This window comes from Salinisphaera sp. LB1 (assembly GCF_003177035.1).
Lineage (GTDB): Bacteria > Pseudomonadota > Gammaproteobacteria > Nevskiales > Salinisphaeraceae > Salinisphaera.
Genome location: NZ_CP029488.1, coordinates 3,539,123 through 3,565,834, shown reverse-complemented (window position 1 = coordinate 3,565,834; position 26,712 = coordinate 3,539,123). Strand labels below are relative to the sequence as shown.

Here is a 26,712-nt window from a genome sequence, read left to right as displayed (position 1 = left end):
TTTCCTTCTCCAAACCGAGCGACTCGCTTATGTGCGGCATTGTTGGGATGGTCTCGACCTCCCCGGTCAATCAGGATATCTATGATGCGCTGACGGTGCTGCAGCACCGCGGCCAGGACGCGGCCGGCATCGTCACCACGGACGGCAGACGTCTGTATCTGCGCAAGGATAACGGCCTGGTGCGGGATGTGTTTCATACCGACCACATGCTGCGGCTGGTCGGCAACGCGGGCGTCGGGCATGTCCGCTATCCGACGGCCGGGGTGGATTCCACCGCCGAGGCGCAGCCGTTCTACGTCAACACGCCGTATGGCATCTGCCTGTCGCACAATGGCAATCTGACCAACGCCGACCAGCTCAAGGACGAACTGTATCGCTCGGACCGGCGGCATCTGAATACCGACTCCGATACCGAGATCCTGCTCAACGTGTTTGCCCACGAACTGATGCAGAGCGAGCGTCTGCAGCTGGCGCCCGAGGATATCTTCGAGGCGGTAGCGGCGGTGCATCGCCGCTGTCGCGGCGGTTACGCGGCCACCGCGCTGATCACGGGTTACGGACTGGTCGGCTTCCGCGACCCCAATGGTATCCGCCCGGCGGTCTACGGCAAACGCGAGACCGCCGACGGCACGGATTACATGATCGCCTCCGAATCGGTGGCGCTGGACGCGCTCGGTTTCGAGCGCCTGGGCGATATCGGCCCCGGCGAGGCCGTGGTGATCACGCTCGACGGCGAGATCCATGTCCAGCAGTGTGCCGACCAGCCGTATCACTCGCCGTGTATTTTCGAATACGTCTATCTCGCGCGTCCGGACTCGGTCATCGACGATGTCTATGTCTACAAGGCGCGGCTGCGCATGGGCACCTATCTTGCCGACAAGATCCGGCGCGAGTGGCCCGATCACGATATCGACGTGGTGATCCCGATCCCCTCGACCAGCCGCACGGCGGCGGTGGAGCTGGCCAGCCAGCTCGACATAAAGTATCGCGAAGGCTTCATCAAGAACCGCTATATCGGCCGCACCTTCATCATGCCGGGCCAGCAGCAGCGGGTGAAATCGGTGCGCAAGAAGCTGAACCCGATCGACCTGGAATTCGCCGGCAAGAATGTGTTGCTGGTCGACGACTCGATCGTGCGCGGCACGACGTCGCGCCAGATCATCGAGATGGCACGCGACGCAGGGGCGAACAAGGTCTATTTCGCCTCCGCCGCGCCGCCGGTGCGCTACCCCAACGTCTACGGCATCGACATGCCCAGCGCGGCCGAACTGGTCGCGCATGGCCACTCCGACGACGAGATCGCCGAAATCATCGGTGCCGACAGGCTGATCTATCAGGACATGGCCGATCTCAAGCGCGCGGTGTCGGTCGGCAACGACGCGCTGCAGAGCTACGAGGATTCGGTGTTCACCGGCAACTACATCACCGCGGATGTATCGGCCGAGTATCTGGAACAGCTCGAGTTGTTCCGTGCGGACGCCACGCGCGAGGCGCGCCGCAAGAAGGACAATGCCGTGCTCGAAATCCATAACGACGCGTGACGCGCGAGTTGTCCTCCGCGATCGACAATCTCAAGCTCGCCGTACTCATCGATGCCGACAACGCGCCGTCGTCGCGCTGCGGCGAGTTGCTGGCGGAAGTCTCGACCTTCGGGCTGGCCAGTATCAAGCGGGCCTACGGCGACTGGACCACGACCCATCTGAAGGGCTGGAAGCGGGCCCTGCACGATCATGCAATCCAGCCGATCCAGCAATTCGCCTACACCACCGGCAAGAATGCGACCGACGCGGCGTTGATCATCGATGCCATGGATCTGCTCCATCAGGCGCATCTCGACGGCTTCGTGATCGTGTCTTCGGACAGCGACTACACGCGGCTGGCCACGCGCATCCGGGAATCCGGGCTCGCGGTTTACGGCTTCGGCGAGAAAAAGACGCCGCCGGCGTTCGTCTCGGCCTGCGACCGGTTCGTGTTCACCGAAATCCTGGCGGCCGAACCGGCCCGGGACGAAAAGGCGCCCACCGGCGATCCCAAGGAGCTGCGGCGTATGCTCACCACGGCCATCGAAGCGGTCTCGCGCGATGACGGCTGGGCGCCGCTGGGTGCGGTGGGCAGCTACGTGAACAAGAACCATCCGTCGTTCGATTCGCGCAACTACGGCTTTTCCAAGCTGAGCAAGCTGATGGAATCGCTGGACTACGTGATCGTGGATTTTCGCGAGTCGCGTAGCGACGCCGATACCCACATCGTTTACGTACGCTTGAAGTAGCGCCGCCAACGGGTCCATCGGGCTTGATGCCGGCCCGTCCTCGGGCCATACTTGCCGCGCGCCGATTTGCAACAGCTTGCGGGCGCGGGCCATCGCCGATGGCTGAACAAATGCCGCTAAACGAACCGGTCAGACAGGCGGCCTGCGGCGTTATGCGCCAGCGGGTTTTTTTGTGTCTGCCGACCCATGCAGGAGAGCATCATGAGCACCGATTTCGATCCCGAATGGGGCACCGCCACACGCGGTGTACGCGCCGGCACCCATCGCAGCCCCGAAGGCGAGCACAGCAGCGCCATCTACATGACCTCGAGCTTCGTGTTCGATTCGGCCGAGGCCTGTGCGGCGCGCTTCGCCGGCGACGAACCGGGCAACATCTATTCGCGTTTCACCAACCCGACCGTGGATGCCTTCTGCGATCGGCTGGCGGCGATGGAAGGCGGCGAGGCGTGTGTGGCCACCGGTTCCGGCATGGCCGCGATTCTGGCGACCTGTCTGGCCACGCTCGAGGCCGGAGACCATATCGTGGCCGCGCATACCCTGTTCGGTTCCACCATCGGCCTGTTCAACAATTACCTCGGCAAGCTCGGCATCCGCACCAGCTACGTGGCGCCGGCGGATGTCGACGCCTGGCAGGCCGCGATCGAACCGAACACGAAGATGCTGTTCGTGGAAACACCGTCCAACCCGCTGACCGAGATCGTCGATCTCGGCGCACTCGGGGCGCTGGCCGAGGCGCACGGCGCCAGGCTGGTGGTCGACAATTGCTTCTGTACGCCCGCGCTGCAGCGCCCACTGGAGCTGGGCGCGCATATCGTGACGCACTCGGCTACCAAGTATCTCGATGGCCAGGGGCGGGCGCTTGGCGGGGCGGTCGTGGGCGATGCCGATATCGTCGGCAACCAGGTCTTTCGTTTCCTGCGCACCTGCGGGCCGAGCATGAGCCCGTTCAACGCCTGGATTTTCTACAAGGCGCTGGAGACGCTGGAAGTGCGGATGCGCGCGCATTGCGACGGCGCGGCCCGGCTCGCCCAGTGGCTGGAAACCCAGCCCGGTGTGGCGCATGTCTATTACCCCGGTCTGGCGTCGCATCCGCAGCATGACCTGGCCGCGAAACAGCAGCCGGGCGGCTTTGGCGGCATCGTGTCGTTCGATGTGAGGGGCGGCCGCGAGAATGCGTTCAAGCTCATCAACGCCACCCGGATGCTGTCGATCACCGCCAATCTCGGCGATACCCGCACCACCATCGTCCATCCCGCCAGTACCACCCATGCCCGCATCTCGGCCGAGGCCCGTGCCCGGGCCGGTATCGGCGAGGGCCTGATCCGGGTCTCGGTGGGGCTGGAGAACGTGGACGACATCATGGCCGATCTCGGGCGGGGCCTGGCCGCCTGATGACGCCGGATGACGTGCATGCCGCGCTCATGGCGTGCGAGCCGCGGGCGAAATGCCTCGCCACGCGGGCATTGCACGCGGCCGACTCCAGCGGGTTGTCCGCCGCGTCCGGCGCAGCACAAGCCGTGCCGGTGCCGGGGCGCCCGGCGCGTCCGGCGCTGGTGCATCCGGCCAAGCTGGCGCGGCGCGGCCTGGGCTCCGACCATGGCCGCGCCGCGCTCATTCATGCCATCGCCCATATCGAGTTCAACGCGATCAATCTGGGGCTGGACGCGGCGTATCGCTATCGCGGACTGCCGGCCGATTATTATGCCGACTGGTTGTCGATGGCCGCCGACGAGTCACGCCACTTCGAGATGCTCAATGACCGGCTGGCCGATTTCGGCTATGCCTACGGCGATTTCGATGCCCACAACGGACTGTGGGAAATGGCGGTCAAGACCGCGCACGACCCGATGGTGCGCATGGCCCTGGTGCCGCGTGTACTGGAAGCACGTGGACTCGATGTCACGCCCGGCATGATCGAAAAACTCAAGCGCGTCGGCGATGACAAGACCGTTGCCATCTTCGAGCAGATTCTGGCCGAGGAAGTGCCGCACGTGGAGATCGGCAGCAAGTGGTTTCGCTACTTCGCCGAGCCACGTGGACTCGACCCGGACGAGACCTTCTTCAAATTGCTGGATGAATACATGAACGGCGGCCCGCCCGGGCCGTACAACCTCGCCGCACGGCGCGAGGCGCGTTTTTCCGAGCCGGAACTGGATGAACTGACCGCGCGCGACGCGCAGCGACCGTAATCAGTCGATGAAGCGCCCGGCGTGATCCAGGCGCCGGCGCGCGACGCCGTTGTCGTCCACGATCAATACTTCGCTGCGGTCGTCGCGCCAGTCGGCCAGCACATAGCGTGCAATATCGCCGTCCAGATGATCGGCGGGCCGGTGGGTATGGCCGTGGATGATCCGCTGGGCCCGGTATTCGTCGGCCATGCTCGCCACGGTCGCCGCGTTCACATCCATGATGCGCATCGGCTTGCGGGTTTTCGCCCGAGCTGAACGGCGCCGCGCGCGCCGTGCCACCGTGCGCCGCAGCCACAAGGGCAGGGCAAGGCGCCGTTGTCGCCAGCGGGCGTCGCTGTACTTCGCCCGAAATGCCTGATGGGCACTGTCGTCGCTGCAGAATACATCGCCGTGGGCGAGCAGGGTGGGCACGCCGTGAAGCCTGACAGCCGTCGGGTCGTCCAGAATCTGCATTCGGCTGCGCGATTCGAAGCTCGGCCCCACAGCGAAATCACGGTTGCCGCGAATGAAGAAGATCGGCGTGCCCGTGTGGGCGAGTGCGGCGAACGCATCCAGCGTGGCCGCATGCTGCGGGATCGAGCCATCGTCGCCGATCCAGACATCGAACAGATCGCCCAGCACATATAACGCATCGGCGGCGCGCGCCGGACCGCCCAGATAGCCGGCGAGCCGGCACGCAGCCGGCTCGCGATCGTCGATCAGGTGCAGATCGGCGATGAAGTGGGTCGCGGCCACGGCGCGCCAATCAGACGATTTCCGCCGACTCGATGCGAACGGTGTCCTGCGGAACGTCCTGACGGAACGGCCCGGCGGCGCCGGTGGGCACCTTGGCGATGGCGTCGACCACTTCCATGCCCTCGACCACGCGACCGAACACGGCATAGCCGGGTCGTGTGCCCATGTCGTTGAGGGCCTCGTTGTCTTCGAGATTGATGAAGAACTGCGAGGTGGCCGAATCCGGGTCCTGGGTGCGCGCCATCGACAGGGTACCGCGCTCATTGTCCAGCCCGTTGGCGGATTCGTTCTTGATCGGCGCGCGCGTGGTCTTCTGGTTGAAGTTTTCGTCGAACCCACCGCCCTGGACGACGAAGCCCGGGATCACGCGATGAAAGATCACACCGTCGTAAAAGCCGTCGCGAACATAGGTGAGAAAGTTCTCGGCCGAGATCGGGGCGTTGTGTTCGTCGACATCGATATGAATGTCGCCGAGGTTGGTCTTGAAAATCACCATGATGAACAGGCTCTGCGCAAAAACCGCTATTGTGCGGCAATGCGCCGGTGTTGCCTACGTCAGCACCGCATCGGTGGTCGGGGCGACGCAGGTTAGCGCCGCATCAAGAACCTCAAGACCCGCGTCCGGCCGATTGCCCTGTTCGGACAGCACGCGCCGCCAGGCGCGACCGCCGGGCTGGGCATGGAACAATCCCAGCATGTGGCGGGTGATGCTTTTGAGCTGGCCGCCAGCGGCGAGGTGGTTGGCGATATAGCCCCGCATGGCCTCGACCACATCCAGGCGCGAGGGCACGGGGGCGTCGTCACCGAAAAAGCGCGAATCCACCCCGGCCATCGCATAGGGGTTGCGATAGGCCTCGCGCCCGATCATCACGCCGTCGACATGTGCGAGTTGGGTTTCGGCCGTATCCAGATCCACGATGCCGCCGTTGATCGACATCGGCAGATCCGGAAAATCGGCCGCCAGCCGGTGTACTCGGGCATAGTCGAGTGGCGGCACTTCGCGGTTTTCCTTGGGCGAGAGGCCCGACAACCAGGCCTTGCGCGCATGCACGATCAGCCGGTCCGCGCCGGCCTCGGCCACGCGCGAGGCGAAATCGTGCAGGAATTCATAGCTGTCCTGATGATCGATGCCGATGCGGGTCTTGACCGTCACCGGGATGGCGACGCGGGCCTTCATGTCGGCCACGCAATCGGCAATGCGCCCGGGTTCGGCCATCATGCAGGCACCGAACGCGCCGTTCTGGACGCGGTCCGACGGGCAGCCGACGTTGATGTCGACCTCGTCGAAGCCGGCGTTCTCGGCCAGCAGCGCGCAGTGCGCCATGGCCGCCGGATCGCTGCCCCCGAGCTGTAGCGCCAATGGATGCTCGTCGGCGTGATAATCCAGAAACCGGGCCGTATCGCCGTGGATCAGCGCCGCGGTGGTGACCATCTCGGTATACAGCAGCGCATGGCGCGTGATGCGGCGCATGAAGTAGCGCTGGGCCGGGGTGGTCCAGTCCATCATGGGCGCGATGGACAGCCGGGCGCCCGGCGGGTTACGGCGTGAATATTTGGTCATGCTGCTATTATCGCATCATGGCCGCGCAGGCCAAATCGTGCGCTGCGTCGTTCCAGCCCGCACAATAGGCCGGCATTCCAAGCCCGCATTCGCATGTATTCGCTGATTCGACCGGCATTATTCGGCCTCGAGGCCGAACGCGCGCATGAGCTCACCCTGGATCAATTGTCGCGCTTCGCCTCGCTCGCGCATCGCCTCTATGGCGCGCGCGTGCCCGCGCTGCCCACGGAACTGATGGGGCTGACCCTGCCCAATCCGGTGGGCCTGGCCGCCGGGCTCGATAAGAACGGCGCGCATGTGGACGGGCTGGCCGGTCTGGGCTTCGGCTTCATCGAGGTCGGCACGGTCACGCCGAAGCCCCAGCCCGGCAATCCGAAACCGCGCCTGTTTCGACTGCCCGAGCAGCGCGCGTTGCTCAATCGCTTTGGCTTCAACAACGCCGGGGCAGCGGCGCTGGTGGCGCATCTGGCGTCGTCGCGATACGACGGCGTGCTCGGCATCAACATCGGCAAGAACAAGGACACTCCGGCCGACCGGGCGGTCGACGACTATATATCGGCACTGGCCACGGTTTACGACGCGGCCCATTACGTCACGATCAATGTGTCGTCGCCGAACACCGCGGGGTTGCGTGACTGGCAGGGCGAGGATGCACTGGATGCGCTGCTGGCGGCGGTCGTGGCTGAGCGCAACTGGCTGGCCGAGGCGCGTGGGCGCTATGTGCCTCTTGCGCTCAAGATCGCCCCGGATCTGGACGAGACCGGCATCGACGCGATCGTGGCACGGCTACGTTACCATCGCATCGACGGCGTGATCGCGACCAACACCACGACGGCGCGCGCCGCTCTGCCTCTGGCCTGGCGCGAGGCGGCGGGCGGCGTGAGCGGACGGCCCGTGCGGGCGGCCTCCAATCGCGTGATTACCGCGCTGTATGCGCGTCTTGCGGGGGATATACCGATCATCGGCGTGGGCGGCATCATGAACGGCGCGGATGCGGCGGCCAAGATTGCGGCCGGGGCCCGTGCGGTGCAGATTTATAGTGGGCTGATCTATCGGGGGCCGGCGTTGGTTAACGATTGCGTGAGGGCGATTTCGCGAAATAAATGAGCCCGGGCCGAGAACGTGTTGTCATGTTTCCGTCACATAGTCCATGCAAAGTGTGGATACCCTATTGCGAAGACCTAGGGCGCTTCACCTAAAAATATTAGGAGCACGAGGTTTATGTTCGATAATCATCCTTCCTTCCGTCGTTCGGTCAAAGCGATCGCCGGCGCCGCCCTGGCGGTGTCGTCGGTTGGCGTGGCTTTCGGTGCCACGACGCTGACCGAAACCGGTTCCAGCCTGCTGTATCCGTTGTTCAACCTCTGGGTGCCGGCCTACACCAGCAACCACAGCGATCTCAAAATCAACACGGCGGCCACGGGCAGCGGCACGGGCATTGCCCAGTCGACCCAGGGCATCGTGCAGATGGGCGCTTCGGATGCCTATCTCAGCAACGCGCAGATGAAAAAGCATCCGGGCATGCTGAACATCCCGGTGGCGATTTCCTCGCAGATGGTCAACTATAATGTGCCGGGCGAGAATGATGCCAATCTCAAGCTGAGCGGTCCGGTGCTGGCCGAGATCTACAGCGGCAAGATCCGCTACTGGGATAACAAGAAGATCGAGTCCATGAACGATGGCGTCGATCTTCCGCACAAGCAGATCGTGCCGCTCCATCGCGCCGACGGCAGTGGCGACACCTTCCTGTTCACCCAGTTCCTGACCAAGTCGGCCGGGCATCACTGGAAGGCGGGTTACGGCACGACCGTCAGCTGGCCGAACGTGCAGGGCGCCATCGGGGCGACCGGCAACTCGGGCATGGTGACCGCGCTGGGTAACAATCCGTACTCGATCGCCTACATCGGCGTCAGCTACAAGGATCAGACCGACAAGGCCGGTCTGGGCGAAGCGATGCTGAAGAACAAGGCCGGCAACTTCGTCCAGCCGGACGAGGAGACTGTCCCGGCGGCGGCCGCTCAGATGGTGCCGAAGACGCCGAAGAGCGAGCGCATCAGCCTGATTTTCGCGCCGGGCAAGAAGTCCTATCCGATCATCAACTACGAGTATGTGCTCGTACAGTCGAAGCAGTCGGATGAGCAGACCGCCAAGGAACTGAAGAACTTCCTGACCTGGGCGGTGAGCTCGGATGGCGGCAACAGCATGCAGTACCTCAAGCAGGTTCACTTCATGCCGCTGCCCGCTCCGGCGCGTAAGCTTACGCTGAACCAGATCGACAAGATCCACGGCTAAAGTCCGGGTGCAGCGTTGATGAGCCGGGCTCCGGCGGTGCATGCGCGCCGCCGGGGTGCCGGCTCTTACGCGTTTCCGGCCAGCAGATAAAACTACTATGTCCGAAGTTACTGCGGATTTCGTCTCGACTCGGCGCAATGCGCGCTGGCAGAGCATTCAGCGGGTATTGTTCGCCCTGTTGCTTCGCTTGTTCTCGCTGATCATTCCCGCGCTCCTGGTCGGACTTTTTCTTTTTTTGACGTGGAAGGCGTGGCCTGCGCTCCAGTTCAATGGCCTGGGTTTCCTGGGCAGTAACGACTGGGATCTGGGCAGCCAGTACGGTACGCCGACCACGGTCGATGGCCATATGGTCCTGCCGGGCGCAAGCTACGGCATTTTCTTTCTGATTTTTGGCACCCTGGCGAGTTCCGGATTAGCGCTGCTGTTCGCGGTACCGGTCGGGGTGCTGGCGGCGATGTTCATCGCCGAGATCGTTCCGGCCGGGGTGCGCGACCTGGTCGCGGCCATTGTCGAATTACTGGCTGCGGTGCCCAGTGTGGTGTTCGGGCTGTGGGGGTATGTCGTTGTCATACCATTGGCCGCACATTATGTGTATCCCTACATGGCGGATGTGCTGGGCTTCATCCCGGGTTTCGGCGGCCCGGTCGGGGCCGGCTACGGTCTGTTGACCGCGGGCATCGTGCTGGCGCTGATGGTCGTGCCGATCATCACGGCGAACGTGCGCGAGGCCATTTCCGCGGTGGCGCAGAGCGAAGTCGAGGCCGGCTTTGCGCTGGGCGCGACGCGCTTCGAGGTGGTGCGCAAGGTGGTCATGCCCCAGGTTCGGCGCGCCATCATCGGCGTGACCATTCTCGGGCTGGGGCGTGCGCTGGGCGAAACCATGGCCGTTCTCATGGTCAGTGGCAACGCCTTGGCGGTGCCGACCAATATCTATAATCCGATGTCCACCATGGCGGCTTTCATCGTCTCGCAGCTGGACAGCGCGCTGCAGGACCCAACCGGCATGGCGGTGAACAGTCTCACCGAGATCGGTCTGGTGCTGTTGATCATGGGGGTGATCGTCAACGCGGTCGCGCGCCTGCTGCTCTGGCAGATAAGAGAGTAATCGAACATGAGTGAAACGTTTGCGAGCACGACGTTCGCCCTCGACGCTAAGGCGCGGGTTCGGTACCACCGGCGACGGCTGGTGAGCTATATCGGCTGGACCATCTGCGGTGCCAGTTTCCTGATTCTAGCCGCCGCGCTGGTCGATATTCTGGCGGAGGTCACGGTTGGCGGGTTCTCCGCGCTCAATCTCAAGCTGTTTACCGAACCCACGCAGGGCGTGTCCGGCGGTCTTCTGAACGCGATCGAAGGCACGGCGTTGCTCACTGTCGGCTCGGTGGCCATCGCGGGCCCGCTGGGCATCGGCGTCGGCGTGTATTGCTCGGAAAAACGCCATCATCTGTTTTCCCGGGTGGTGCGCTTCATGGGGGATGTGCTGGTCGGCGTGCCGTCGATCGTGCTCGGCCTGTTCGGCTATATCACCATGGTCGTGGCCCTGGGCTGGCATTTCTCCGTGCTCGCCGGTGCAATCACACTGGCGATCATGATTATTCCGTACATTGCCCGCACCACCGAGTTGGCACTGGTCGCGCTGCCGGGCAGTCTGCGCGAATCCGCGTATTCCCTGGGCGCCTCGGAGGCCAGCGTCATTCTGCGCGTGCTGATGCCCAGTTGCGCGGGCCGCATTCTCACCGGCCTGTTGCTGGCCATGGCCCTGTCCATGGGCGAGACGGCGCCGCTGATCTACACCGTGGGCTGGTCCAATTACACCTGGAGCGGCCAATTGACCCAGGAGCCGGTAGGCTACCTGACCTACGTCATCTGGTCGTTCATCAACGAACCGTTCGAATCGGCACACAAGCTGGCCTTCGCCGCGGCCCTGCTGATCACCTTCTTCGCCCTCGCCATTACGCTGAGTTCGCGGCTGCTGCTGCGTTATATCGAAAAAGGGCGTTAACCACTCGACGACGCGCGCCCCTTCGGGGCGCGCCCGTTCCACGCGGGCCCGCGTTGCGCCCGGACGCGTATCGGCGGCCCGTGGACGCGCGATGCGCTCTCGATGGACGACCAATCGAGTGGCGGGCTACCATGCTTGCCTGCGGCAATGTGAGCTCGCGCCGGCATTTGGCGTATTTTTTCGTGCCCGGTACGGCTCGGGGAAGCGAGCGCATCAGGCAAGACGGCGCATGCCGCGGCAACGCGCCGAAATACGGCAGTGAATTGGGGTGACAGGATACTGGGTGGCGATGTCATGGGGCGCGAGGCGCAAGGCCGGATTCTGAAATGGCTGTCGTTCGTCAATTGGGTCGTGCTCACGCTGGCAGTACTGGCCACTCTGACCGGCGCGGTCATCAGTCTGCTGACCTGGCCGTTTCCCCAGGTCGCCGATAACGGCGGCGGGCTGGCCGATATATGGATCGCCACCGAGCTGGGGGCGGGCGTGGCTCTGTTTGCGACCATCGCGACCTGGCTGACCGACAAGCGGCACCCGGCGTTCTGGATCGCGGAACTGGCGCTCGCGGTCGCCGTGCTCATCGCGCTTTACTACGGCATTACGAGCCGCTGACATGGAACCCTTGCGCGAAGTGTCGCCGATGCTTTGGCAACCGCGGCGTTTTAAGTCCGCGAGTATTGTGCTGGCCATCGGCCTGTCCTGGCTGGTGGCCGCCTGGCCGACGAACTGGGGGGTTGCGGCGCTGGGCACCGTGCCCGGTGTGGTGCTTATCGCCACCGGGGCGGGGCAACTGCTCTGGGCGGGGGATCGCCAGCTGTGCTGCCACATGGCGCTGGCGGGCCCGCTGAGTTCGCTCCTGGCGCTGATCCTGATCTACTGGCTCGGCCTGTGGCCCGGTGTCGGGTTGATCCTCGGCGGCGCGGCGGTGTTCATGGTGGCCGGGTGGGCGCTGCGCATCCAGCACCCGGTGCCCGCGGGCGTGGCGCCACCGCCGACGCAACCCAAACTGCTGGCCAAGATGGCCTGTGATGCGGCCGTGCTCGGTTTTTTCATCAACTGCGCGCGCGTGCCGCGCGGGGCCGCGGTGGATAACGACATCGCCGAGTTGAATGCGATCGGCGAGGTCGCGGCCGAGCGCGACTGGCAGAACTTTCCGGCGCGTTTGCACGAGGCCGCGGCCCCGTTCGAGTCGCCGCGCATCGAATCGATGCGAACCTTCGGCGTGGACTACGAATGGCTCACCGCGCCTTCGTGCTACACCCCCGATCCCGCCTTGCCGGGCGGTGCGCGTTGGCGCGGCCACAAGAACAACCGAACGATGGCCGCGCGTATTCTGCGCCACGGTGAAGGTCGCGGGCGGCCCTGGTTGCTGTGCGTGCACGGGTATCGCATGGGCGTCGCCGGGCTCGATTTTCAGTTGTTCGACGTGGCCCGGCTGCATGCGCATCTCGGCTTGAACCTGGTGATGCCGATCCTGCCGCTGCATGGCGTCCGTCGCGCCACGCCGCTCACGGGCGGGCTGTTCCTGGACGGGCCGTTCGCGGATCTGCTGCACGGCCAGGCGCAGTCGCTGATCGATCTGCGCAGTTGCGTCGCCTGGATTCGCGAGATCGACCCGGATGCGCGCATCGGCGTGCTGGGCTACAGCCTCGGCGGCTACCACGCGGCGCTACTGGCCGCGCACGAACCGGCGCTGGCCTGTGTGATCGCCGGCATCCCGATGACCGACATCCCGGCGACCCTCTGGCAACATTTGCCGACCGCGCACGCGCATTACCTGGAAGCGCGCGGGCTGAGTGCGGCCGCGGTGGGCGAGCGGCTGGCCGCCGTGTCGCCGCTCGCGGCCGAGCCGTGCGTGCCCCGCGATCGACGCTATATCTTCGCCGCGACGGCCGACCAGTTGATTGCACCGGAACAGCCGCTCGCACTCTGGCGACACTGGGGCGAACCGGCGCTGCAGTGGTATCACGGCTCGCATCTGTCGGTGCGCCACGAACCCGATGTCCGGTCGTTTATCGATCGGGCGCTGGCCGAGTCGGGCATGCGCGGTTGAGCCGTGCCGCGGTTGGCGCGATTCGGATACCGGCCTGGCGCGCGCCTCCGGTTCGGCCTCGACCGATGGCCCGCGGTGTGTGCGATGCGCGTTTTTATGCCGTCGCCGGTTGTGGACGTCGCGCCCGAGGGCCAGAATTGCCTATCGCCGAACCATCGAGATCAGGAGCTGCGGTGAGTAATGTCGTTCTAACGGCCTCGGGGCTGTATACGCCGCCCGAGGCGATTTCCAACGATGAACTCGTGGCGTCTTTCAACGCCTACGTGGATATTCATAACGCCGCGCACGCCGACGATATCGCCGCGGGTCGGGTCGCGCCGCTGTCGCATTCCAACAGCGCGTTCATCACCAAGGCCTCGGGCATCCAGAGCCGCTACGTGGTAGACAAGGCCGGCATCCTCGATCCTGAAGTCATGCATCCGCGTATCCGCACACGCGGCAACGACGAGCCCTCGCTGCAGTGCGAGATGGCGTTAGCGGCGATCGCGCCCTGTCTCGAGGCCGCCGGTCGCCGCGCCGAGGATATCGACGTGATTCTGGTGGCCTGTTCCAACCTGCCGCGGCCCTATCCGGCGCTGGCGGTGGAAGTGCAGGAGTTTCTGGGCGGCGGGCGTTACGGTTTCGATCTGAACGTGGCCTGTGCCTCGGCGGCGTTCGGTATCCAGACCGCGGCCGACATGATCAAGTCGGGCAGCGCGCGGCGCGTGCTGATGGTCAATCCGGAAATCTGTTCGGCGCATCTGAATTTCCGCGACCGCGACAGCCATTTCATCTTCGGCGATGTGTGCACCGCCGCGCTGCTCGAGCATGCCGACGATGCCCCGCAGGGCACCGGCTTCGACGTGCTCGGCACGCGCCTGGTCACGCGCTTTTCCAACAACATCCGCAACAACTTCGGTTTCCTCAATCGCAGCGAGATCGAACCGAGATCCGAGGCCGATCGGCTGTTCGTGCAGAACGGGCGTCGCGTGTTCAAGGAAGTGGGGCCGATGGTGGCCGAGATGATCGTCGACCATGTGGCCGAATACGATCGGGCGGCGAGCGATCTCAAGCGCTTGTGGCTGCACCAGGCCAACATCAACATGAACACGCTGATCGCCAAGCGCGTGCTCGGCCGCGCGCCCGAGGACGGCGAAATGCCGTCGGTGCTGGCGGAATACGGCAATACCAGCTCGGCCTCGCCGGTGATCGTGTTCCATAAATTCTCCAACGATCTCGCGCCCGGCGATGTTGGCGTGCTCTGCGGTTTCGGCGCAGGTTATTCGGCCGGCAGCGTCGTACTCCGCCGGCGCTGAAGGCACGCTCATTTTTCCCAGGGACTCTCGATGACCGGCACGCCACAGCGTAAGTATCGCAGCGACTATCAAGCGCCGATCTATCTGATCGACCGCGTCGAACTCGATTTCGACATTGGCGACGGCGCGACCCGGGTGACCGCGCGCCACGCGGTGCGTCGCAATCCACAGCGCATCGGCGATGGCGGGCGCTGGTGGCTCGATGGCCGCGATCTGCGTTTGCTGAGCATCGCGGTCGACGGCGAGGCCGTGGCGGATGAGGCGCTGGAAGTCGTCGACAGCGGCTTGTGGCTCGATGACCTGCCGGATCGTTTCGCTCTGACGGTGGTCACCGAAATCGATCCCGACAGCAATCTCTCGCTGGAGGGGTTGTACCGTTCCGGCTCGATTCTGTGCACGCAGTGCGAGGCGACCGGTTTTTCGCGCATCACGTACTTCCCGGATCGTCCGGACGTGATGGCGCGCTACACCACGCGGGTGGAAGCCGATGCCGCGCGCTACCCGGTGCTGTTGTCGAATGGCAATTGCATCGAATCCGGCGCGGCGGGCGAGGGCCGGCACTACGCGGTCTACGAGGACCCGTTCGCCAAGCCCTGCTATCTGTTCGCACTGGTGGCCGGCGATCTCGGTGTAATCCGGGATACCTTCACCACGGCCTCCGGCCGCGACGTCGCGCTGGCGCTCTATACCGAGCACGGCAACGAGGGCCAGTGTCATCACGCCATGGCGTCGCTCAAGGACGCCATGGCCTGGGACGAAGCGACCTATGGCCTGGAATACGATCTCGACACCTTTGTGATCGTGGCCGTCGGCAGCTTCAACATGGGGGCGATGGAAAACAAAGGCCTCAATATCTTCAACACGGCCTGTATCTTCGCCCATGCCGATACCGCCACCGACGGCGACTTCGCCCGCGTGCGCGACGTCGTCGCCCATGAATACTTTCACAATTACACCGGTAACCGCGTGACCTGTCGCGACTGGTTCCAGCTCTCGCTCAAGGAAGGGCTCACGGTGTATCGAGAGCACCAGTTCGCCATCGACCACGGCTCGCCCGGGGTGACCCGCATCGAGCAGGTGCGCATGCTTCGCGACGTCCAGTTTCCCGAGGATGCCGGACCGCGCGCCCATCCGGTGCGGCCGGAATCGTACGTCGAGATGAACAACTTCTACACCATTACGGTGTACGAAAAAGGCGCCGAACTCATCCGGATGATGGCGCAGATGGCCGGGCGCGAGGCGTTCACCCGGGCGGTGCGGCATTATCTGGACAAGCACGACGGCCAGGCCGTGACCATCGAGGATTTCGTGCTCGCGATCGAGGAATCCACCGGACTGGATCTGACGCAATTCCGTCATTGGTACGCATTCGCCGGCACCCCGCGCCTGCGCGTGACGTCACGCTTCGCCGACGGCCGGCTCGAGCTCGATCTGGCACAGGCCACGCCGGCGACGCCCGGCCAGCAGGACAAGCCGAACTTCGACATACCCGTTGCCGTGGCTCTGTTCGATGACGCGGGCCATCCACTGCGCGCCCCCGAGATCGTCCGGTTGACGGGCCAGCGCGACACGTTCGTGTTCGACGAGCTGCCATCGACGCCGACGATTTCGGTATTGCGCGGCTTGACGGCTCCGGTGCGGCTGACGTTCGATCGGCCCGAAGCCGCGCTGGTTCGACTGATGGCGCACGACTCGGATCCCGTGTCGCGCTGGGACGCCGCCCAGAGCCTTTACATGGCCACGGCCACCGCCGCGGTCCGTGCCTATCAGAACGCGCAACCCATGCCGGCGCTCGGCGCGGGCATGAGCACGGCCATCGCGGCGCTGCTGGCCGATCCGCCGGATGACCGCGCGTTGCTGGCCGAAATGCTGAACCTGCCCAGCACGACCCAGATCGGCGAGGCGTTCGATGCGATCGATGTCGCGGCAGTCGAGGCCGCGCGTCGGCACATCAAGCACGAGATCGCGACGCGGTTTGAGGCCGAGCTGGGCCAGCTCGCCGATGCGCACGCGCCGCGCCCCGGTTATGTGTTCGACCCGCAGTCGGCCGGGCGTCGGCGGGTCTTCGCCATCGCGCTGGACTATCTGTCCTGTCTGGATACGCCGGCGCTGCGCGAGCGCGCGCATCGGGTATACGATGCCGCCGACAACATGACCGATCGCATGACCGCATTGAACGCTCTGCAGGATCTGCCCGGTCCCGACCGCGATGCGGTGCGCGCGGACTTTGCGCAGCGTTTTGCCGATGAGCCGCTGGTCATGGACAAGTGGCTGCGGCTGCAGGCGGCCACGCCGGACGGCGATACCGTGGCGCGGGTGCGGGATCTGTTGGGCGATGCCCGCTTCGATTTCAGCAACCCCAATCGGGTGCGCGCGCTGGTCGGCGGTTTCGTGCGTGGCAACCCGCTGGGTTTTCATCGGGCGGACCGCGCCGGTTACGCACTCGTGGCCGACGAAATCCTGCGCCTGGACCGGTTCAACCCGCAACTGGCGGCGGCATTGGCCGGGATGCTGGCGCCGTGGCGGCGCTATGTCGAGCCCTATGCCACCGGCATGCGCGATGCCCTGGCGCGCGTCGGCGCGGCCGAGTTGTCGGATAACACACGCGAGATCGTGGATGCGGGGCTTGCAACCGACGCGGCCTGAACGGGTTGCCCCGCGGCGGTGTTGGGTGTGTCATACATATGTCACATGACGTTCATAACATCGCCATAAGTTCAGATGCGATACCGCTGCCATGTCACGCAAGCACATACTCGTTGTCGAAGACGAAGCCCCGATTCGCGATATGATCCGCTTCGCGCTCGAGCGCTCGGATTTTTCGGTCGCCGAAGCGCCGGATGCCCAGGCCGCGAGGCTGGCCGTGGCCGAGCGGCGGCCCGATCTGGTGTTGCTCGACTGGATGCTGCCGGGGGTATCCGGCATGGAGCTCGCACGTGAGTGGCGGCGCGACGAGCTCACCCAGAACCTGCCGATCATCCTCGTGACCGCGCGCGTGGATGAAAACGACCGCGTGCGCGGGCTTAATCTCGGCGCCGACGATTACGTGACCAAGCCGTTTTCTTCGTCCGAGCTGGTGGCCCGGGTGCGTGCCGTGTTGCGTCGCAGCCTGCCGGGCGGCGAGGACGAGACGCTCGAACTGGACGGTCTGACCCTTGACGCCGCCAGCCAGCGCGTATCGGTGGGCGACGCCTCGGTGCGGCTGGGCCCCACCGAGTATCGCCTGCTGCGTTTCTTCATGAGCAACCCCGAGCGGGTGTATACCCGGGAACAGATGCTCGATCGCGTCTGGGGGCAGAATGTTTATGTCGAGGAACGTACGGTCGATGTGCATATTCGCCGGTTGCGCAAGGCGCTGGCGCCGCACGGGTTCGATGGCTTCATCCAGACCGTGCGCGGCAGCGGCTACCGTTTTTCGAGTCGTTCGTTGTAGCCGGTCGGCATGGACCCCGCGGCCAATGAAGTACGCCGTATCTGGTTCATGGCCGGCCTGCGGCTCGCGGCCTGGCTGACGGTCGCGGCGTTGGTCGGGCTGGCCTTCGACCGGGTCACCCTGGCCCTGCTCATCGCGTTGGCGTTCTATACCGCGGGGCACCTGATGTTCGCCTATCAGTTGCACCGCTGGTTGGCGCAGCCACGGGTCGAGCCCCGCGAGGGGGCGGGCGTGTGGCAGGAAATCTACACCGAGTTGTATCGCCTCAAACAGCGCAACCGTCGGCGCAAGAAACGGCTCAAGAGCATCGTCGGCGAGTTCCAGGCCTCGACCGCCGCGCTGCCCGATGGTGCCGTGGTTATCGACGGGCGCGGACGTATCGTGTGGTTCAACAATGCGGCCGCGGCGTTGCTGGCCTTGCGCGCTGGCCAGGATAACGGCCAGCGTATCGTCAACCTGATGCGCCACCCGCGTTTCGCCGAATTCCTGGCGCGCGCCGACCATGTCGGCGAGCCGCTGGAAGTGCCGTCGCCGGCCAACGATACCGACACCCTCTCGCTGCGCATCGTGCCCTATGGTAACGGCCAGCGCCTGCTCATCGCGCGCGATGTCAGCGAGCAGAAACGGCTGGAATCGACCCGGCGCGACTTCGTCGCCAATGCCTCGCATGAGTTGCGCACGCCGCTGACCGTGCTGCGCGGTTATCTGGAAATGATGACCGAGGATGCGGCCGAAGCGGGGGCGCTTGCGGCCTGGCGTACGCCGATTCGCGAAATGGATGCCCAGTCCGCGCGCATGGGGCGCATCATCGACAGTCTCCTGCGCCTGGCGCGACTGGAAAGCGAGGGGCTGGCGCAGGCCCAGGAGACGGTCGATATGCCGGCCATGATCGACCGTATCGTGGCCGACTTCCGCAAGTCCGATGAAGGTCGACACCAGATCGATACGGATGTCCAGGCCGGCCTGTCGCTGTTCGGTCGTCCGTCCGAGATCGAGAGCGTCATCTCCAACCTGGTGGCCAACGCTTTGCGCTACACACCCGCCGGCGGGCGGGTCACGGTGCAATGGCGCAATGGGCGCGCAGCGCAGCTGGCCGTGAGCGACAACGGGCCCGGCATCGCGCCGGAACATCTGCCGCGACTCACTGAACGCTTCTACCGGATCGATTCCGGGCGCAGCTCTTCGGATGGCGGGACCGGCCTCGGGCTGGCCATCGTCAAGCACAGCCTCGAACATCACGAGGCCGAGCTGCAGATTGACAGCGAGCTCGGGCAGGGCACCACGTTTCGTTGTCTGTTCCCGTATCAACGACTGGTCGGTGCTGACGCGGCGTAGCGGATCGGCGTAACCGGTCGTTCCATGCCGCCGAACCGGCGCCCGCCGCGCTGAAATCCCCGCCGGCGCGGTCTCCGAACCCCTTGAAATGCCTGCGTCTTGCCCGTCCTGGCCGGGTTATTTTCGCCGGGAATCGCAATTTTCACTTGTTGCAATAAAACGGTCATAACCGGGGTGTTTAATTGGGCCATCGTCCGGATCGGGTCGAGTTGCGATTGCACATGCGCAACCAAGTGTCGTGCAGGGGCACGCGCCCGCCCGGGGTAGCGATGCAGTCGGGAACCGACTGTGCCAGTAGGGGCAAAGACGCCCGGATCAATCTGCTTCGAGGGAGAAACTTTATGTCGATCAAGGCCCAATACGCTGGTTTGGCAACCGGCCTCGTTTCCATGGCCACCGTGTTCGGCGCTGCGCCGGCCGCGCATGCGCTGGATTTCAAGATCTCCGGCCAGGTCAACCGGGCCGTCATCGCCGCCGATAACGGCAAGTCCACGGACGCCGGTCTGGTGGACAATGGCTCCTCGCCGACGCGTTTCGCGTTCAAGGGCAGCCAGGACGTCAACCCGAATCTCAAGGTCGGTTTCGATTACGAGATCGCTGTGTTCGTGAACAAGTCCGGCACATATGACATCAACAAAGGTGCGACCGGCACCTCGACCGATAACCGGCAGGCCTATGCCTTCTTCCAAGGCAATTACGGCAAGCTGCGGTTCGGCAAGACGGACGGTGCCGCCAACAGCACCTCCAAGGTCGACCTGTCGGGTCTGACCGATCTCGGTGGTGGCTCGGTTGTGGATGACTATTTCGGTGGCTTGAGCTTCGTCAATGGCAATGGCGGCACGGTCGGCCTGAGCAGCGGCTACAGCAACTTTGACGCCCTGTCACGTCAGAACACGGTGCGCTACGACTCGCCGAGCTTCAATGGCGCGACCCTCTCGATCAGCTATGATCAGGGCCAGGCCATCGAAGTCGCACCGCGCTACGAACACAAGTTTGCCAACGGCGTGAAGGTCGCGGCCGCGGTAGATTATGTCGATAGTGGCAACCAGAAAAAAGATATCAACCAGGCGGGCGTGGTTAAGCAGAATCAGTATTTCCATGAATTCGGCGGCTCCGCCTCAGTGCTGTTGCCCTCGGGCCTGAACTTCTTTGCCCAGTACAAGCGCCGCAATTATCACGATACTTATTACGATTCGGGTAAATTCATTAGCCAGGATCATGCCCAGTCCTACTCGGGCGGTATCGGCTATATCCGCGGCAAGAACCATATCCAGGCCTTCTTCGGCCAGACCGACGATCTGCAGAGCAGCAACAGCCAGGTGCGCAACTACGGCGTGGCCTATCGCTATGATCTGCTCAAGTCGGTTAACATGTATGCTTCGTACCATCACCTGACTGGCGATAATCTGGCTTCTTATACCCCCGTAACGAACGGCTCGGGTGACCAAGTTGGCACCTCTGTGGGGTCGTTCGGTGCCAAGAATATGAACGTCGTGTTCGCCGGCGTCCGTGTGAAGTTCTTCTAGGAAATCAATGCAATCTACCCACGCCATTACGGGCCTGGTGATGCTGTTGGGGTTGGCCGGATGTGCATCCGGCTTTCCCCATGGCAAGCAGGTCGACTACGACAACCTGCCCGGTGAAAATGACTCGGCCAAGGGGCCGGGTCTGCTCAGCGGCGGGCATTACGATGCCTCGGACGGCGGTGGTACGCTGCTGTATTCGGACAAGAACCCGCAAAAGTCGGTGTTCGGATCGGTACGCAGCCATCGCTCGAACAGCGACCAGGGTCAGTCGGCGTCGACCACATCGGGCAGTTCGCCGAGCGCCTCCGGCTCCAGTGCCGGCGCCAATGGCAGCTTCTCCGATTTCAAGCAATTCCAGGAATACGAGCATTTCAAGAAGCTCCCTGCGAATTCGCCGGAAAAACAGCGTTTCCAGACCTTCCAGCAGTGGAAGGAATACAAGCGCTGGGAGCAGCATCAGAAGCAGCAGCAGGAATAATGTCACGCTGCTGATGCCGTACTGGCGTCGGTTCCTGTTTTGGCGTCTGAACGAGATAACCCCGGCCCGTCCGGGGTTTTTTGCGGCCGGCGGATCGAGGCGCGGGGTGTGCGAAGGCCCGCGATGGCTTGGATTTTCGGGTGCTCGGCCGCGCTGTCACGAACGCGTCATATCGCGTACGCATAATTTTTCTCGGTCGCGTTCTCCCCGCGACCGGGGCCGCGGCTGTCGAGCCCAGCGCTCGGGCCGATCCCGCAAGGTGGGTCATGGCCGGTTCTTGTCCCTGCCGGCCGCATTGCCTGGCGCGATGCAACCCACATCCACAGATGGCTCCCATTCTTTAGCCCGGCTTGCCCGGGCTTTTTTTTGCTTTCTCGCGGCCGTTCCCGCGCATTGGACGGGCTGGCCACGCGGCGCCGGCGCGTCGTCTTTTCAGGTCGGTTGGGTAAGAGTGGCGTGGCCCTGCAGCCGTGTCACATGAGTGTCATAATTTGCGCCTACCGTTGAGTCTCCAGGCGAGGCGTCCGCTATGCGCCCGTTACGTGGATGCAGCAGAAAGGAGAATTCTGTGCGAATGAGTTTCAGTAAGACGTTGGTTACCGCTGTTGCGGCGCTGTCGATCTGGGGGTCGGCCGGCGCGGCCGTCAACCAGCTTAACGGGGCTGGCGCGACGTTCCCTTATCCGGTTTATTCCAAGTGGGCGCAGGCCTACCAGAAAGAGACCGGTGTGCAACTCAACTACCAGGCCATCGGTTCCGGTGGTGGTATTAAGCAGATCGAAGCCAAGACCGTGGACTTCGGCGCCTCGGATGCGCCGCTCAAGAAGGACGAGCTCGACCAACACGGTCTGCTGCAGTTCCCGATGGTGATGGGCGGCGTGGTGCCGGTCGTGCATCTGAAGGGAATTCAGCCGGGCAAGCTGCGCCTGGACGGCAAAACTCTGGCCAGGATCTATGCCGGCAAGATCACCAAGTGGAATGATCCGGCGATCAAGCACCTGAATCCGAATCTGAATCTTCCGGACACCGACATCACGGTGGTCCATCGTTCCGACGGCTCGGGCACGACCTGGAACTTCACCAGCTATCTGACCAAGGTCAGCGACATATGGGCCAATGGCCCGGGCCATGCCAAGGCCGTGTCCTGGCCGACCGGGGTCGGCGGCAAGGGCAACCAGGGTGTGGCGTCGTACGTGAAGCGTATCAAGAATTCGATCGGATACGTCGAGTATGCTTACGCGCTGCAGAACAAGATGACCTATGTCTCGCTCGAGAACAAGGCGGGCAACTTCGTGCAGCCGACCGCGGCCAACTTCCAGGCGGCTGCCGCGAACGCCGATTGGGCGGATGCGCCGGGCTTTTATGTGGTGCTGACCGATCAGCCGGGCGCCAAGAGTTGGCCGATCACCGCAGCGACCTACATCCTGATGTACAAGCACCCGAAGAATCCGAAGACGGCCCAGGCCGTGCTCAAGTTCTTCGACTGGTCGTACAAGAACGGCGACCAGATGGCCGAGAAGCTCGACTATGTGCCGATGCCGGACAGCGCCGTGAAGCTGGTTCAGGACAAGTGGCACAGCCAGATGAAAGACGACAACGGTCAGCCGATCTGGCCCGTGCAGCAGTAATAGCTGTTGCGACGCGATTCGCCGTTCGAACAGCGGCGAATCGCATCGAGTGGCCGACCCAATCATTGGGTCGGCCGTTTTCTTCGCGCGCCATGGCGTAGTACGGGCGTGCGAGGAAAACGGCTGACTCGCCCGATGGAGCACAAGATTGAGTGACATGATCGCCCCAGAAAGCCCGCAGGCATTTGCGACGGGCCGGCGCGCTGCTGGCGGCCTTGCAGATCGCGTCTTTCATGCCGTGACCGCGACCTGCGCCCTGATCGTGCTCGCCTTGATCGTCGGTATTGCCGTGTCGCTGGTTGTCGGCGCCTGGCCGGCGCTGAGCAAGTTCGGCTTCGGCTTTCTGCTCAGCAGTGAATGGAACCCGGTGACCGATACCTTCGGTGCGCTGGTTGCGATTTTCGGTACGCTGGTCAGTTCGGCGCTGGCGATGGTCATCGCCGTGCCGGTGAGTTTCGGCATTGCCCTGTTCATTACCGAGTTGTCGCCCGTCTGGTTGCGGCGGCCGATCAGCACCGCGATCGAGTTGCTGGCCGCCATTCCCAGCATCATTTACGGCATGTGGGGTCTGTTTGTCTTCGCGCCATTCCTGTCCGATTACGTGCAGCCTTGGTTGAATGACGTATTCGGCGACCTCCCGATCTTCGGATACCTGTTTTCCGGGCCACCGATCGGTATCGGTGTGTTCACCGCGGCCCTGGTGCTTGCCATCATGGTGATCCCGTTCATCACGGCCGTGATGCGCGATACCTTCGAGGTCGTGCCGGCGGTGCTCAAGGAATCTTCCTATGCACTGGGCGCGACCACCTGGGAAGTGGTGCGGAGTGTGATTCTGCCGTTTACCAAGACCGGCGTGATCGGCGGCATCATGCTGGGACTCGGGCGGGCGCTCGGCGAAACGATGGCGGTGACCTTTGTCATCGGCAATTCGCACAGTATCCCCAATGGCTTGTTTTATCCCGGCAACAGCATTGCCGCCACGCTGGCCAACGAGTTCACCGAGGCCTCGGGCGGGCTGTATACGTCGGCGTTGATCGCGCTTGGGCTCGTGCTGTTCGTGATCACGCTGATTGTCCTCGCCCTGGCGCGGCTGTTGTTGATGCAGTTGTCGAACCAGGAAGGGCGCTAGTGTTTCGTAACGCCGACTCATTGCCTTGTTGCGGCGGTTGGTCGCGCCATGCGGCGCTGCCGCCATGCGCCGCATATCCCGATACCGCGCGTCGCCGCGTCCGGCTGTCCTGCGAAAGTGCCGATCCAGGCGGGCGGCCCGTCCGCGTGCGGCGTGCAAACGCAACTCCGGGAGATCGAACGTGACGCTTTATCAGAAACGCCAGTTCATCAATCGCTTCAATATGGGGGCCGCGGTCGCGACTACGGCGTTCGGTCTTTTCTGGCTGGCCTGGCTACTCTGGACGCTGGTCGGGCATGGTTTAGGCTATCTGAACTGGGAGGTCTTTACCCAGTCGACGCCGGCCCCGGGCAACAGCGGCGGCTTGTCGAACGCAATCGTCGGCAGCCTGATCGTGACGATGATCGGCACCGGCATTGGCGCCCCGGTCGGCATCTTCGCCGGTACTTATCTGGCCGAATACGGTCGCAATCGGCGGATCGCCGCGATCGTGCGCTTCTTCAACGATGTGCTGCTGTCGGCGCCATCGATCATCATCGGTCTGTTCGTGTATCAGATCGTGGTGTTGACGATGGGGCATTTCTCGGCCCTGGCCGGGGGGATCGCGCTCTCGCTGATCGTGATCCCGCTGACCCTGCGGATCACCGAGAACATGATGCGCCTGGTGTCTGACCAGATGCGCGAAGCCGCCGCGGCACTGGGCATCCCGCGCTGGAAGGTGATCACCCGGATTGTGTATCGTGCGGCGCTGTCCGGCATTATCACCGGTGTGATTCTCGGCATTGCGCGCATTGCCGGTGAGACCGCGCCACTGCTGTTTACGGCCCTGAACAACAACTTTTTCAGCACGAATGTGCTGCAGCCGATCGCGAATCTGCCCATGATGATATTCCAGTTTGCGCTCAGTCCGTACGAGGACTGGCATCATCTGGCGTGGGTTGGCGCTTTTCTCATAACTTTCGCAATCTTGGCGCTCAATGTTCTGGTGCGGCTCGTACTCCGCCCGAGCAAATAGGAGAGCATTATCATGGCCAGTACTTCGACCGATTCGCTTTCCCCGAGCTCGACGTCGTCGGTGACGACACGCAACACCCATGACGAGGCCGGACCGGGCAGCAAGACGCAGTCGCCGGCCGCTGACGGCGCCGCGGGGGCCTCCACATCCGCCGCTTCGAAGACCGAAGCGCAGAAGATCACCGGCGTCGTGGCCAAGGACAACCCCTGCAAGGTTTCGGTGCGCGACCTGAACTTCCACTACGGCGACTTCCACGCCCTCAAGGACATCAACGTGGAGATCGTCGACAAGGAGGTGACCGCGTTCATCGGCCCGTCGGGCTGTGGCAAATCAACATTGTTGCGCTGCTTCAACCGGATCTTCGAGTTGTACCCGGGCCACAAGGCCTCCGGTGCCATCGAGATGGACGGCGTGAATCTGCTCGACCGCAGCGTGGACCTGAACGTCTTGCGCTCGAAGATCGGCATGGTGTTTCAGAAACCCACGCCGTTCCCGATGAGCATTTATGACAACATCGCCTTCGGCGTGCGCCTGTACGAGAAGCTCAAGCGCCGCGAGATGGACGATCGCGTGGAATGGTCGTTGCGCAAGGCTGCATTGTGGGACGAGGTCAAGGACAAGCTGCGTGCCAACGGCAGCGCGCTGTCGGGCGGTCAGCAGCAGCGGCTGTGCATCGCGCGTGCGGTGGCGGTCAAGCCCGACGTGCTGCTGCTCGACGAGCCGGCCTCGGCGCTGGATCCGGTGGCCACGCTGAAGATCGAGGAGCTCGTGCACGAACTGCGTGAGGAATACACGATCGTGATCGTGACCCACAATATGCAGCAGGCTGCCCGCGTGGCCGGCTATACGGCGTTTTTCCATCTCGGCGAAGTGGTCGAATACTCGGATACGGATTCGTTGTTCACCAATCCGCGGGAAAAACGCACCGAAGACTACATCACCGGCCGCTACGGCTGATCGATAAAAAAACGACGCGCAACCGCGACGAGGTCATTATCATGGAACTGGACAAGGTCGGCATCGAGAGACATACCTCCAAACAGTTCGACGTCGAACTTGAGGACGTACGCGAACGCGTACTCACCATGGGCGGGCTGGTTGAGCAACAGATTGCCAATGGGGTCAAGGCGCTGGTCGAAGGCAACGCCACACTGGGCGAGGAAGTCGCCCGAAGCGACCACAAGATCAATGCCATGGAAGTGTCGATCGACGAAGAATGCACCAAGATCCTGGCGCGGCGACAGCCCCAGGCCGGCGATCTGCGGCTCGTGCTCGCGATCGCGAAGACGATCACCGACCTTGAGCGCATCGGCGACGAGGCCGAAAAGATCGGCCGCATGGCGATGCAGCTTGCCGGGCAGGAGCGCCCCAACAGCGCCTTCCATCAGATCGAGGCACTGGGCCGACACGTGCGCCAGATGGTGCGCGACGTGCTCGACGCGTTCGCCCGTATGGATACGGAAACCGCGCTGACGGTTGCGCAGCGCGATACCGAGGTCGATCGTGAATACGAAGGCGTCATGCGTCAGTGCATCACCTTCATGATGGAGGATCCGCGCACGATTCGACACATGCTTGACGTCATGTGGGCGGTCAAGGCGCTGGAGCGCATCGGCGATCATTCGACGAATATCGGGGAGTATGTCGTCTACTTCGTCGGCGGGCGCGACGTGCGGCACGTGGGCATGGAAGAGCTGGAAAAGGAAGTCAAGAGCAGCCGGCGCAAACCCAGCTAGGATTTTTGTAACGACCATTTACTATGGCGTTCGAGTGGTT

24 protein-coding genes are annotated in these 26,712 nt (G+C 63.7%); 21 read left to right on the top strand and 3 right to left on the bottom strand.

Annotated features, from left to right (window positions below):
- Positions 1-29 precede the first annotated feature (29 nt).
- From purF to SALB1_RS15920, 4 genes are all read left to right on the top strand, one after another.
- Positions 30-1,541 carry an amidophosphoribosyltransferase gene (gene purF / locus SALB1_RS15935; protein ID WP_109994736.1) on the top strand — a complete coding sequence of 504 codons (1,512 nt, stop codon included), beginning with the start codon at positions 30-32 and terminating at the stop codon, positions 1,539-1,541.
- Positions 1,538-2,269 carry an NYN domain-containing protein gene (locus SALB1_RS15930; protein ID WP_255414431.1) on the top strand — a complete coding sequence of 244 codons (732 nt, stop codon included), beginning with the start codon at positions 1,538-1,540 and terminating at the stop codon, positions 2,267-2,269. The genes purF and SALB1_RS15930 overlap by 4 nt, the downstream gene beginning before the upstream one ends.
- A 201-nt stretch (positions 2,270-2,470) precedes the next feature.
- A complete protein-coding gene (locus tag SALB1_RS15925) occupies positions 2,471-3,661 on the top strand; it encodes an O-succinylhomoserine sulfhydrylase (RefSeq protein ID WP_109995501.1) in 1,191 nt (396 codons plus the stop codon).
- Positions 3,661-4,458: a ferritin-like domain-containing protein gene (locus SALB1_RS15920; RefSeq protein WP_109994735.1), complete on the top strand. Its 798-nt coding sequence runs from the start codon at positions 3,661-3,663 to the stop codon at positions 4,456-4,458. The genes SALB1_RS15925 and SALB1_RS15920 overlap by 1 nt, the downstream gene beginning before the upstream one ends.
- Here the strand turns inward: SALB1_RS15920 and SALB1_RS15915 are convergent, their stop codons facing one another.
- The 3 genes from SALB1_RS15915 to dusA are packed head-to-tail and all read right to left on the bottom strand — an operon-like array spanning position 4,459 to position 6,754.
- Entirely contained in the window at positions 4,459-5,193 is a 735-nt protein-coding gene (locus SALB1_RS15915; RefSeq protein WP_109994734.1) for a UDP-2,3-diacylglucosamine diphosphatase, read from the bottom strand.
- A 10-nt stretch (positions 5,194-5,203) separates the two neighbouring features.
- On the bottom strand, positions 5,204-5,689 hold the full coding sequence (locus SALB1_RS15910) for a peptidylprolyl isomerase (protein WP_109994733.1): 486 nt from the start codon (positions 5,687-5,689) through the stop codon (positions 5,204-5,206).
- Positions 5,690-5,743: 54 nt separating this feature from the next.
- Positions 5,744-6,754 (bottom strand): tRNA dihydrouridine(20/20a) synthase DusA, encoded by a 1,011-nt coding sequence (gene dusA / locus SALB1_RS15905; RefSeq protein ID WP_109994732.1) that lies wholly within the window; start codon positions 6,752-6,754, stop codon positions 5,744-5,746.
- A 93-nt stretch (positions 6,755-6,847) separates the two neighbouring features.
- Here dusA and SALB1_RS15900 point away from each other — a divergent pair, with 93 nt between their 5' ends.
- From SALB1_RS15900 to phoU, 17 genes are all read left to right on the top strand, one after another.
- Positions 6,848-7,861: a quinone-dependent dihydroorotate dehydrogenase gene (locus tag SALB1_RS15900; RefSeq protein ID WP_109994731.1), complete on the top strand. Its 1,014-nt coding sequence runs from the start codon at positions 6,848-6,850 to the stop codon at positions 7,859-7,861.
- A 114-nt stretch (positions 7,862-7,975) separates the two neighbouring features.
- Entirely contained in the window at positions 7,976-9,046 is a 1,071-nt protein-coding gene (gene pstS, locus SALB1_RS15895) for a phosphate ABC transporter substrate-binding protein PstS (RefSeq protein WP_109994730.1), read from the top strand.
- Positions 9,047-9,143: 97 nt separating this feature from the next.
- On the top strand, positions 9,144-10,151 hold the full coding sequence (gene pstC / locus SALB1_RS15890; RefSeq protein WP_109994729.1) for a phosphate ABC transporter permease subunit PstC: 1,008 nt from the start codon (positions 9,144-9,146) through the stop codon (positions 10,149-10,151).
- A gap of 6 nt (positions 10,152-10,157) precedes the next feature.
- Positions 10,158-11,048, top strand: coding sequence for a phosphate ABC transporter permease PstA (gene pstA / locus SALB1_RS15885; RefSeq protein ID WP_109994728.1), 891 nt, complete (start codon positions 10,158-10,160; stop codon positions 11,046-11,048).
- Between the two features lie 258 nt (positions 11,049-11,306).
- Positions 11,307-11,657: a hypothetical protein gene (locus SALB1_RS15880; RefSeq protein WP_145961347.1), complete on the top strand. Its 351-nt coding sequence runs from the start codon at positions 11,307-11,309 to the stop codon at positions 11,655-11,657.
- A 1-nt stretch (position 11,658) separates the two neighbouring features.
- On the top strand, positions 11,659-13,098 hold the full coding sequence (locus tag SALB1_RS15875) for a S9 family peptidase (RefSeq protein ID WP_109994726.1): 1,440 nt from the start codon (positions 11,659-11,661) through the stop codon (positions 13,096-13,098).
- Positions 13,099-13,271: 173 nt separating this feature from the next.
- Complete coding sequence (locus tag SALB1_RS15870; RefSeq protein WP_109994725.1) at positions 13,272-14,393, top strand: beta-ketoacyl-ACP synthase III; 1,122 nt, start codon at positions 13,272-13,274, stop codon at positions 14,391-14,393.
- Between the two features lie 30 nt (positions 14,394-14,423).
- Positions 14,424-17,039 (top strand): aminopeptidase N, encoded by a 2,616-nt coding sequence (gene pepN, locus SALB1_RS15865; RefSeq protein WP_109994724.1) that lies wholly within the window; start codon positions 14,424-14,426, stop codon positions 17,037-17,039.
- 91 nt (positions 17,040-17,130) lie between these two features.
- The gene (gene phoB, locus SALB1_RS15860) at positions 17,131-17,826 is read left to right on the top strand and encodes a phosphate regulon transcriptional regulator PhoB (RefSeq protein ID WP_109994723.1); all 696 of its coding nucleotides are present in this window, start codon (positions 17,131-17,133) and stop codon (positions 17,824-17,826) included.
- A gap of 9 nt (positions 17,827-17,835) precedes the next feature.
- The gene (gene phoR / locus SALB1_RS15855; RefSeq protein ID WP_109994722.1) at positions 17,836-19,161 is read left to right on the top strand and encodes a phosphate regulon sensor histidine kinase PhoR; all 1,326 of its coding nucleotides are present in this window, start codon (positions 17,836-17,838) and stop codon (positions 19,159-19,161) included.
- 221 nt (positions 19,162-19,382) lie between these two features.
- Positions 19,383-20,687, top strand: coding sequence for a porin (locus SALB1_RS15850; protein ID WP_109994721.1), 1,305 nt, complete (start codon positions 19,383-19,385; stop codon positions 20,685-20,687).
- Between the two features lie 7 nt (positions 20,688-20,694).
- The gene (locus SALB1_RS15845; protein ID WP_145961346.1) at positions 20,695-21,165 is read left to right on the top strand and encodes a hypothetical protein; all 471 of its coding nucleotides are present in this window, start codon (positions 20,695-20,697) and stop codon (positions 21,163-21,165) included.
- A gap of 574 nt (positions 21,166-21,739) precedes the next feature.
- The gene (gene pstS / locus SALB1_RS15840) at positions 21,740-22,792 is read left to right on the top strand and encodes a phosphate ABC transporter substrate-binding protein PstS (RefSeq protein WP_109994719.1); all 1,053 of its coding nucleotides are present in this window, start codon (positions 21,740-21,742) and stop codon (positions 22,790-22,792) included.
- A gap of 148 nt (positions 22,793-22,940) precedes the next feature.
- Entirely contained in the window at positions 22,941-23,921 is a 981-nt protein-coding gene (gene pstC, locus SALB1_RS15835; RefSeq protein ID WP_370453195.1) for a phosphate ABC transporter permease subunit PstC, read from the top strand.
- Between the two features lie 181 nt (positions 23,922-24,102).
- Positions 24,103-24,936: a phosphate ABC transporter permease PstA gene (gene pstA / locus SALB1_RS15830; protein ID WP_109994717.1), complete on the top strand. Its 834-nt coding sequence runs from the start codon at positions 24,103-24,105 to the stop codon at positions 24,934-24,936.
- Between the two features lie 189 nt (positions 24,937-25,125).
- Complete coding sequence (pstB, locus tag SALB1_RS15825) at positions 25,126-25,893, top strand: phosphate ABC transporter ATP-binding protein PstB (protein ID WP_370453262.1); 768 nt, start codon at positions 25,126-25,128, stop codon at positions 25,891-25,893.
- Positions 25,894-25,934: 41 nt separating this feature from the next.
- A complete protein-coding gene (gene phoU, locus SALB1_RS15820) occupies positions 25,935-26,672 on the top strand; it encodes a phosphate signaling complex protein PhoU (protein WP_109994716.1) in 738 nt (245 codons plus the stop codon).
- The last annotated feature ends 40 nt before the right edge of the window (positions 26,673-26,712 follow it).